This window comes from Geobacillus sp. (assembly GCF_017515625.1).
Lineage (GTDB): Bacteria > Bacillota > Bacilli > Bacillales > Anoxybacillaceae > Geobacillus > Geobacillus stearothermophilus.
Genome location: NZ_JAFWFM010000005.1, coordinates 1 through 8,835 on the forward strand (window position 1 = coordinate 1; position 8,835 = coordinate 8,835).

Here is an 8,835-nt window from a genome sequence, read left to right on the forward strand (position 1 = left end):
TAGAACTTTTGACGCTACCCACATGTAAACTAAGCCCGTTTCCGACGTCGCACATAAATCAAGGCAGTGCCAATGATGATCGCAACGATGATAATGAGAGGAATCCAGTTTTTTGATTTCGACAAATCCGTCCATTCCTTTTTTTTCACTTCATCCGGTTTTTCTGTAGCACTGTCCGAAAAATGGCCAACTTCTAAGCTTTTCAAACCGAATTGTTGTTGCAGCACGGTTAAAATAGTCTCTTTGCTTTTTTTAAACGCATTGATGTCCGATTTTTTCTCGCCGACGCCAAATAACCCCGGGTTGCCAAGCGACTGCAGAGCCTTGTCAAACTCGGTGCGCAGCTGTTTGTCAAGCGCAGGGTCTTTCCCTTGGATGATTGGCGACAGCGCCTCATACGTCGCAAACGCCTTCGCCAACAGCCGCTTGCTCGTGTCGTACTGATCAAAGTTCGCCTCAATATTGTCCAAACGTCGGGCGATATTGAGCACTAAAATTTTTTCCATATCTTTGATCACCGCCTGGCGGTCCTTCGCTTCGATGGCTGCAAGCACGGCCTTGGACGGCTCAGGTCCCATATGCATGTCGATTTCTTCTTTTATGGTTCCGAAAATTTCCTTCGCTGCGGCAAAGTTCGGCGGCTGCTCGTTCAACTTTTCTTTCATCTCTTTATACGCCTCAGCAACCGCTTCTTTGTTCGGATCTCCATACGAATAGGCGAACGCTTTCAGCGGAATGAGATTGAGAATAATGATCACTGCTATGTAAAAAAAGAAACGGGATGTTTTCACGTTTCTGATCCCCCTCCATCAAGATCAATGATAATCATTATCACCATCATTGTCAATATTGGGAAAAATGGCCGGCGGCCCAAGGCGGCCGCCTCACGAACAATGGCGCTCCCGCTCCAAAGAAAGCAGATGCGCTTTTCGGTCAATGACCGCTTTTGTTACCGGGCGGCGCATTTCCTTCCAGATGGCCGGGATGACCGCGGTCATATAGGCGGTGAACTTGATGAACGAACGGCCGGTCGTCCGCACTTGGTAGCGGATCGGCACTTCCTTTAGTCGAAACCCTTTGCGCACTAAGTTGAGCGTCAACACTTGGGCGTAATTGTAATCGTGGATGATTTCCGCCTCTTCCATCGCTTGGCGGGAAAACGCACGCATCCCCGACTGCCCGTCATACAACCGCTGGCCGAGCAGGAGCGACTGCAGCCACGTAAAGGCATAGTTGCCGAGGCGGCGGTGCCATTTCATGCCGCGAATCGTGCCAAGAAAGCGCGAGCCGATCGTATAGTCGGCCTCACCGGCGAAAATCGGCGCCAAAAGGTCAGGAATTTGTTCCGGCGGATATTCGTTATCGGCATCGATCATCACGCCGATATCCGCGCCAAGACGGACACACTCTTCAAGCCCTCGCCGCACCGCCGCACCGAGGCCGCGGTTTTCCGGCCAGCGGCAAATGTAGTCCGCTCCCGCTTCTTGCGCCGCTTCAGCAGTCCGGTCGGTTGACCCGTCATCAATGACCAAGACGCTGACCTCTACATCGGGATGGAAATGACGCGGAATGCGGCGAATCACTTCCCCAATCGCTTCTTCTTCATTGTGCGCCGGCAAAAAGACGATGACGCGCTGCTTCTTCATCGCTCTCCTCCTTTCTTTCGCATCGCTTCGATCAAAACCGGACCGCGGCTATGGCTCGGATACGGAGCGCCAAGCAAATAGGCGATCGTCGGCGCCAGCGAAACGAGGCTTTTTTTCTCATCGACTCGTTTTCCTGCTTCAATCGCCGGGCCGTATAAAAAAAACGGCACATACCGCTCCCCTTCATCGAGGTGGCCGTGGCCGCCGATGCCATCCGCTTGGCCATGGTCGGCGCAGACAATCAATGTCGCGCGCTCGAGCTCGCCCCGTTCCTCAAGCCAGCCGACAAACTCCGCGATCAACGCGTCGGCTTCTTCAATTTTTTCGATATACTCGTCATACAGCACACCGCGGCTATGGCCGGTCTGATCGGTGGCGATCAACTGTACGACAAGCAAATCCGGGTTTTGTTCCTCGACGATGCGTTTCGCCCGCTCGATGATATAACGGTCGGCGAGGTCGTTCGGCATGACGGCCGTCACCGTTTCGACATCGTCGCCGAACGAATCGACCAAATGAGCGATGCCAAGCAAGCGGCCGGTTTTTCCGATTTTCCGGAGCGAATCGAAAATCGTCTCCACTTTTGCCCCAAGCTTCCATACCATATTGGACCGGATGCCGTGCTCAAACGGATACGTCCCCGTCAGCATCGAGGTGAAGCAAACGACCGTGCGCGCCGGATAGACGGTTTCCATTTGCGCAAATTCCGTCCCTTGAGCGCGCAACCGTTTCAAAAACGGGGCGTTGGCCGCTTCAAACCGGTCTTTGCGCATGCCATCAATCACGATGACATACACTTTGTCACTGATCGGCACGGTTGGACTCGGCACATTGTTTGTATAAGTCGGAATGATCTCCGGCTGCCAGTCGAACAAATTCCGATGCAAAATCCATGAAAACAGCCACACCCCAGCGGCAAACAGCCAAAGCGCCCCGCACAGCGGCGCCAAAGCCGCTCCTTGATCGATCTGCTGCGAAGCGTATTCCCATACAGACAAAAGAAGAAAACATTTTGGCAGCTGCTCTTGGGCGTTGCCGCTCGTCGAATCGCTGTTTTTCAACACCAGCTTCCAAAAGCGGGTGAAATTCCACCACGACGTGCCGATGCGCAAATGGTAATACAGCGTCCCCCAAAAAAAGACGGTAAAGAAAAAGTAAAGCCCCGACGCCAACAACAACAACGACGCATCAGCGAACGACCAAACGATGAGAAACACGACATAAGGGATCCATAAATAATTGCGCAAAAACAGCGGATAATCATAGACATAGTAGATGACAAACAGCGGCAGCGCCGCCGCCAGACCAAGCATCCATCCCCATGAGCCGCCCATCCAATCAGCGGCATGGTAGATCGTCATCGTTCCCGCGACAAAAATCGGCGTAAACGGCTTTCCTTCATTCAGCAAATTCCAGCAGCGCGCCGCGATTTTTTCGAATCGTGATGCTTGTTTCATCGCTTCTCCCTTTCCTTTTTCCATACACCCCGCACCATCTGCCAGTCGGACCGCCAAAACCACAATACCGCGGCACCAGCGGCGTAAGAAAACAAAAACTTAAACGCATGGGTCAACACTGCCGCCGCATATGCTTTCTCCCACGGTGCGCCGAGCCGGGTCAACGCAAACGCCATCACCGCCTCGTATGTTCCGATCCCGCCGGGGGCGACTTGGGCGATCTGGCCGGAAACGGTCGCGCTGTTTGCCCACACCGCCTGTCCAAAGGAAAGCGGGATGCCGACTGCTTTCGCGATCACGCCAATGACGGCCGCCTCACACAGCCAGCTCGCCGCCACCGCCCCGACCATCGCCGCGCCGCTCCAGCCGTGAAATACGCTCCGCCATCGCCGCCATAACCGATCGAGGCGGAGCGGACGGCGAAACACGATCACGGTCAGCACGAACCCGGCCGCAACGGCCGCTGCCAAGAGAGAAATGCGGGGAATGTAATGCATATACGCATACATCCCAATGACAGTCAATCCACCAAGCACCGCCATATCAAGGAGCCGCATCACCGCCACCGATTCAATGGCCTCGCTGGCTGAAACACCGGGCTGGCGGGCAAGCAAAGCCATACGCACAGCATCACCGATTTTCACTGGGGCTAGATGGTTAACAAACAAACTAAGCAGCACGGCACGCCAATAAACAGAGAAGGCGATTGGCTTTCCGACATATCGCTTCCACGCCCACGCCCGCAGCCAAAACGACAAGCCATATACGAAAGCAGCGGCAGCCATCTCGATCGGGCGGCTGACTATCCTGGATAGATGATGGAGCATCTGCCGGCCGTCAAAGCAGCGGTATGTCAACCAAGCGGAAAAGAAAAGAAGCGCGAGCCCAGCTGCTTGCAACGCCGCTTTAGCCGCCGGTTTACCGCTCATATTCGCGCGCCCACGCCACCGTGCGGGCGAGCCCTTCGGCAAACGCCACCTTCGGCTTGTAACCAAACGCCCGCTCCGCCTTCGTGATATCCGCCCATGTCGCTTTCACATCGCCTTTCCGCTCCGGCGCGTGCACGATTTTCAGATCGGGAAAGTGCTTCCGCAACTCAGCGAGCAGCTGCTCCATGGTGACGGGCGCCCCGGCGCCCAAGTTGAACACTTCGCTTCGCCCGCCGCTGCGGTGAAGTGCTGCGATCATGCCCTCCACAATATCATCGATGTACGTATAATCGCGCGCCGTCCCCTTGCCATACACGACAATCTCCTCGCCCGCCAGCAATCGGCGCAAAAACGTGCCGATCGCCATATCCGGACGACCCCACGGCCCGTAAACGGTGAAATAGCGGAAAATCGTCATTTGGTAGCTATACAAATGGGCATAGGCATGACAAAACGATTCCGCTCCGTATTTCGCCGCCGCATACGGCGACACGACGCGGCCGTCAGCCATCTCTTCCCGGAGCGGCACATTGCCTCGGTCGCCGTACACCGATGACGATGAGGCAAACAGCACGTGCGCCGCACCCGCTTCCCCCGCCGCCGCCAACACATTGACCGTCGCTTTGATGTCATAATCGATATACGCGAGCGGCTCCTCGAGGGAATACGGCACGCCCGGCAGCGCCGCCAAATGGTAGACGACATCGGGGCGAAACTCGACCAGCCACCTTTTCGTTCGCTCCCCATCAAGCAAATCCAAGCGGACAAGCGGCACCCGGCCGCCGGTGAGCGTCTGAAACTGCCGCTCTTTCCGTTCAGCAGAATAATATGGATGAAAACAATCCACTGCAGCCACGTCATATCCGAGTCCGCTTAACCGGGCGGCTAGATGGCTGCCAATAAATCCGGCTCCCCCGGTCACCACCACTTTCATCGCCTTCACCTCATCATCGAATTCCATTGTCCATTAGCATCTTACCATAAACCGTCGGGGAACGTCGTGGCCAATCGGCAAAAACCAAATGTTTTCATTTCCCGCCTTGGCTCGGTGAGGCAAGCGGCAGCCCAGCCATCGCTGCCTTCGCTCCGGATGGACGCCTGCAAAAAAGGGCGCCGCGCCGGACACCCTTGCTGATCATTTAGTTCGCTTTCTGGATCACTTGCTGAAGCGCAGCCTCGATTTGCGGCAGCCATTTGTCACCCTCAGCTTTGTTTTTTGCCTTTGCCGCCTCTAGGTAGCGTGTCGCCTGTTCGTTCAAGTCGGTGTATGCTTTGTCGCCAAGCAGCGTTTTGATATCCTGTTCGATCATGTTAATAAAGAGCGCGCCTTCTAAGGCGGTGATCACCGACTTGTCTTGCCCCCAATTTTCTTTGCTTTCTTCATATTCATGAAGCGCCACTTTCGCCCATCCGCGCACGAACGCATGGTTCACCGCTTTCGGATCGAGCATTTTGACATCGGTTTGCAGGTCAAACTGTTTCAAAATGTAGTCCGCCTCCTCCGCGGCATGCCGTTTCATATACGGATAGACGGACTGATAAAACGCCCAGCCTTCCGCCTGCTCCACTTTGGCTTCTTCGGCGTTTTCCTTGGCCGCAGCCGCCGCCTTCGCCGCATAGCCGTGCGGCAGCGCTCCGCTCGCTAAATAGAATGTTTTCATCAATGTTTTGTCCACGACTTGCTTACCGAGGGCAAATGAGAGCGCATCATCGTTTTGGACCGCTTGCTCCATTTGGGCAAACGCCCCGTTGATCGCGTCAACCAACTTCGTTCCGTAAGCCGCATCGCGCTTTTCCACGGTCGACTGCAAAATCGCGTAAAAGGTTTTGGCTTCCTCAAGCTCTTCCTTTACTTCTTCCTTATTGGCCCAATGTTCTTCTGCTTCGGTAAACTCATGCTTGATCGTCGTGTAAAACACTTTTTGCATCAGCTTGTCAAAAATTTGCTTGACAACCAACGGCTCAAGCGACCCGTCTTTGCCGGCGGCCAGTGCGTTGGTAATATGTTGGTCAAGCGTATCTTCAAATTCCGCGTCACGTTTTTGTACAAGCGGCTGCAGCTTTTCTTTGTAGATGCTCTCCACTTTGCTGAAGTCGACCGCCCCGCCTTGCTTCGCCTTCTCAAGCTCCGCGAGCGCTTCGCTGAACGCTCCCGCATAATCGACTTCCGCTTCTTCCTTCTCGTTCTCCGTCTTCTCTTCCTCTTTCGGCTTTTCTTGTTTTTCCACAGCCGTTTGGTTGCTGCTTTCTTTTTCTGTTCCCGCCGTCTGTTTGCTCTGGCCGCACGCGCCAAGCGCCAACGCCGCGGCGGCCAACAAGGCCAGCCACTTCCATTTTAATGACATTATGTATCCCCCGTTCACACATCCAAAAAATGATAATCAATATCAATACAATAAGATTATAAGAGAAAATGAATTTCAATGTCAACACATGATGAAAAAGAGAGGACTCCCTTCTTGCTGAAAATCCTCTTTTCCTAGCTGATCACACCTTAAATAAAGAAATCCAGAGGCTTCTTCCCCTCTGGATTTCCTTCTTTCTCCGTTATGACACATGTTTGCCAACCAGCTGCACAAGCGCCTCTTTCGGCTGGTAGCCGATCGCTTTGTCGACAAGTTGGCCATCTTTGAACAGAAGCAGCGTCGGGATGCTCATGACGCCGAACTTCGACGCTGTTTCTTGGTTTTCATCGACATTCACTTTGACGATTTTCACTTTGTCGCCCATTTCACGGTCAAGCTCTTCCAGCACCGGAGCGATCATGCGGCACGGTCCGCACCATGGCGCCCAAAAGTCAACGAGCGTGAGGCCGTCTTTCGTTTCTGCGGCGAACGTTTGGTCAGTGGCGTTGACAATCGCCATATGGATTCCCTCCCATCTTCTTGAATGCTGCAAGCAAAGTATACCATGGAATGCATGTCGGCGCGAATGTTTTGCTTCGTTTCTACTATTCGCTTTTGCCGCGGAATTTATCCGTCAAAAAAACGGACGGCTGCAGCCGCCCGTGTTATTCATTACGAATGCACTTTCAGTTTTTCTTTTCAAACGCTTTGCCGGAGTAGATCGGACGGGTAAAGACGATGTTGCCGCCCGCCTCTTCGACGGCGATGACGTCGCCCGCTTCGGCGCAAGAACACTTCAATCGTTTTCATCTTCGCTTCAACATCGTCTTCGTCGAGGTCCAAATCGTCAAGCTCTAGCTCTTCAAGCGGTTTCTTTTTCGCTTTCATGATCCCCGGCAGCGACGGATAGCGCGGTTCGTTCAAGCCTTGTTGAGCGGTGACAAGGAGCGGCAGCGACGTTTCGATGATTTCCTCATCCCCTTCGACATCGCGCACGACCGTCACGTTGCCGCCGTCGGCAATGTCGAGCTTTGTGATCGTCGTTACATATGGAATGCCGAGCAATTCCGCCACACGCGGGCCGACTTGGCCGGAGCCGCCGTCAATGGCGACGTTGCCGGCTAAAATCAAGTCCGGGTTTTTGTCTTTTAAGTATTCAGCGAGCACTTTCGCCGTCGTATATTGGTCTTGTTCTTCGACATCATCGTCAATGTTGATGAGCACCGCTTTGTCGCACCCCATGGCGAGCGCTGTGCGGAGTTCTTTTTCCGCCTCTTCGCTGCCGACGGTGACGACCGTCACTTCGCCGCCGTGTTTGTCGCGCACTTGAATCGCTTCTTCAATAGCGTATTCGTCGTACGGATTGAATTCTGCCACTTCCTCGTTAATCTTGCCGTTGACGATGGAGATTTTTTATTCCGTGTCAAACGTGCGTTTCATCAACACAAAAATGTTCATGTCGTTCCCTCCTCGGTTTGATTGAACATTGTTTCACGTTCCAACATTCAGATATTGACAAAGATTATTTCCCTTTAAAGACGGGCGGCCGTTTTTCCAAAAACGCCTGCACGCCTTCTTTTGCATCCTCGGATCCAAACACGCGGCCAAACCATTCCGCTTCCTCGCGCACGGCCTCAACGAACGTTTTTTCCTTGGCGGCGTTAAGCAACTCAATAACCGCCCGAACGGAAAGCGGACTTTTGGCGGCAATCTTTTTCGCCAACGCTTTGGCTTCATCAAGAAGCCGCTCTTCCGGCACCGCCTTGTTGGCAAGCCCCCATTCAACCGCTTCGAGTCCGGTGATCGGCTCGCTCGTCCACATCATTTCCGGCGCTTTGCCAAAGCCGACGTAGCGCACAAGCCGATGCGTTCCAGCAAATCCAGGGATGAGGCCAAGCTGCAGCTCCGGAAGGCTGAGTTTGGCGTTTTCCGCCACCACACGAATGTGACAGCTCATAGCCAGCTCCAACCCACCGCCTAATGCGGCGCCGTGAATCGCCGCAATGACTGGTTTGGAAAAGCGTTCGATCCGCTCCATCACGAGTTGGCCGTTGCGCGACAAGCCGGATGCCTCCTCGACGGAAGCGATGGACGTGAATTCTTTAATATCGGCGCCGGCTGAGAAAAACCGCCCCTCGCCATGAAGCAACACGACGCGCACGTCCGGGTCGGTCTCAAGCTCGTCCAACAAGTTTGAAAGCCCTTTCAAAACAGTGGATACAAGAGCGTTCGCCGGCGACCGCGAAAACGTCACGACGGCGACGAACTCCTCTTTCGCTACGCGAAAAAAATTCATGAAGCCTCTCCCCTTTCTGCCTTTGGTATTGTCAAAAGTTTATCCTCCACACTCACGGTTTTCCCTTGAGTTTCAACGGTTGGAAGAAAAAAAGCTTGCCACCCCCGTTGTTTTCGGCCATCATTGAGGTAACGACACCCAACAGCCAAAACAAAGGAGTGA

The 8,835-nt window shown here is 53.9% G+C and carries 9 protein-coding genes; all 9 read right to left on the reverse strand.

What is annotated here, in order from left to right; genetic code table 11:
• Window positions 1-29: 29 nt before the first annotated feature.
• Window positions 30-791 carry a hypothetical protein gene (locus IKE44_RS00440; RefSeq protein WP_049624958.1) on the reverse strand — a complete coding sequence of 254 codons (762 nt, stop codon included), beginning with the start codon at window positions 789-791 and terminating at the stop codon, window positions 30-32.
• A gap of 93 nt (window positions 792-884) precedes the next feature.
• Window positions 885-1,646 carry a glycosyltransferase family 2 protein gene (locus IKE44_RS00445; RefSeq protein WP_033014358.1) on the reverse strand — a complete coding sequence of 254 codons (762 nt, stop codon included), beginning with the start codon at window positions 1,644-1,646 and terminating at the stop codon, window positions 885-887.
• A complete protein-coding gene (locus IKE44_RS00450; protein WP_152968876.1) occupies window positions 1,643-3,103 on the reverse strand; it encodes an alkaline phosphatase family protein in 1,461 nt (486 codons plus the stop codon). The genes IKE44_RS00445 and IKE44_RS00450 overlap by 4 nt, the downstream gene beginning before the upstream one ends.
• Window positions 3,100-4,032: a lysylphosphatidylglycerol synthase transmembrane domain-containing protein gene (locus IKE44_RS00455; RefSeq protein ID WP_033014359.1), complete on the reverse strand. Its 933-nt coding sequence runs from the start codon at window positions 4,030-4,032 to the stop codon at window positions 3,100-3,102. The genes IKE44_RS00450 and IKE44_RS00455 overlap by 4 nt, the downstream gene beginning before the upstream one ends.
• Window positions 4,022-4,966 (reverse strand): NAD-dependent epimerase/dehydratase family protein, encoded by a 945-nt coding sequence (locus IKE44_RS00460; protein WP_033014381.1) that lies wholly within the window; start codon window positions 4,964-4,966, stop codon window positions 4,022-4,024. The genes IKE44_RS00455 and IKE44_RS00460 overlap by 11 nt, the downstream gene beginning before the upstream one ends.
• Before the next feature lie 205 nt (window positions 4,967-5,171).
• Entirely contained in the window at window positions 5,172-6,377 is a 1,206-nt protein-coding gene (locus IKE44_RS00465) for a hypothetical protein (protein WP_287464675.1), read from the reverse strand.
• 202 nt (window positions 6,378-6,579) lie between these two features.
• Window positions 6,580-6,897 (reverse strand): thioredoxin, encoded by a 318-nt coding sequence (trxA, locus tag IKE44_RS00470; RefSeq protein ID WP_033014362.1) that lies wholly within the window; start codon window positions 6,895-6,897, stop codon window positions 6,580-6,582.
• A gap of 179 nt (window positions 6,898-7,076) precedes the next feature.
• Window positions 7,077-7,787, reverse strand: coding sequence for an electron transfer flavoprotein subunit beta/FixA family protein (locus IKE44_RS00475; protein WP_483299803.1), 711 nt, complete (start codon window positions 7,785-7,787; stop codon window positions 7,077-7,079).
• A 112-nt stretch (window positions 7,788-7,899) separates the two neighbouring features.
• Window positions 7,900-8,673, reverse strand: a complete 774-nt coding sequence (locus IKE44_RS00480) for an enoyl-CoA hydratase (protein ID WP_049626566.1) — start codon at window positions 8,671-8,673, stop codon at window positions 7,900-7,902.
• Between the last annotated feature and the right edge of the window lie 162 nt (window positions 8,674-8,835).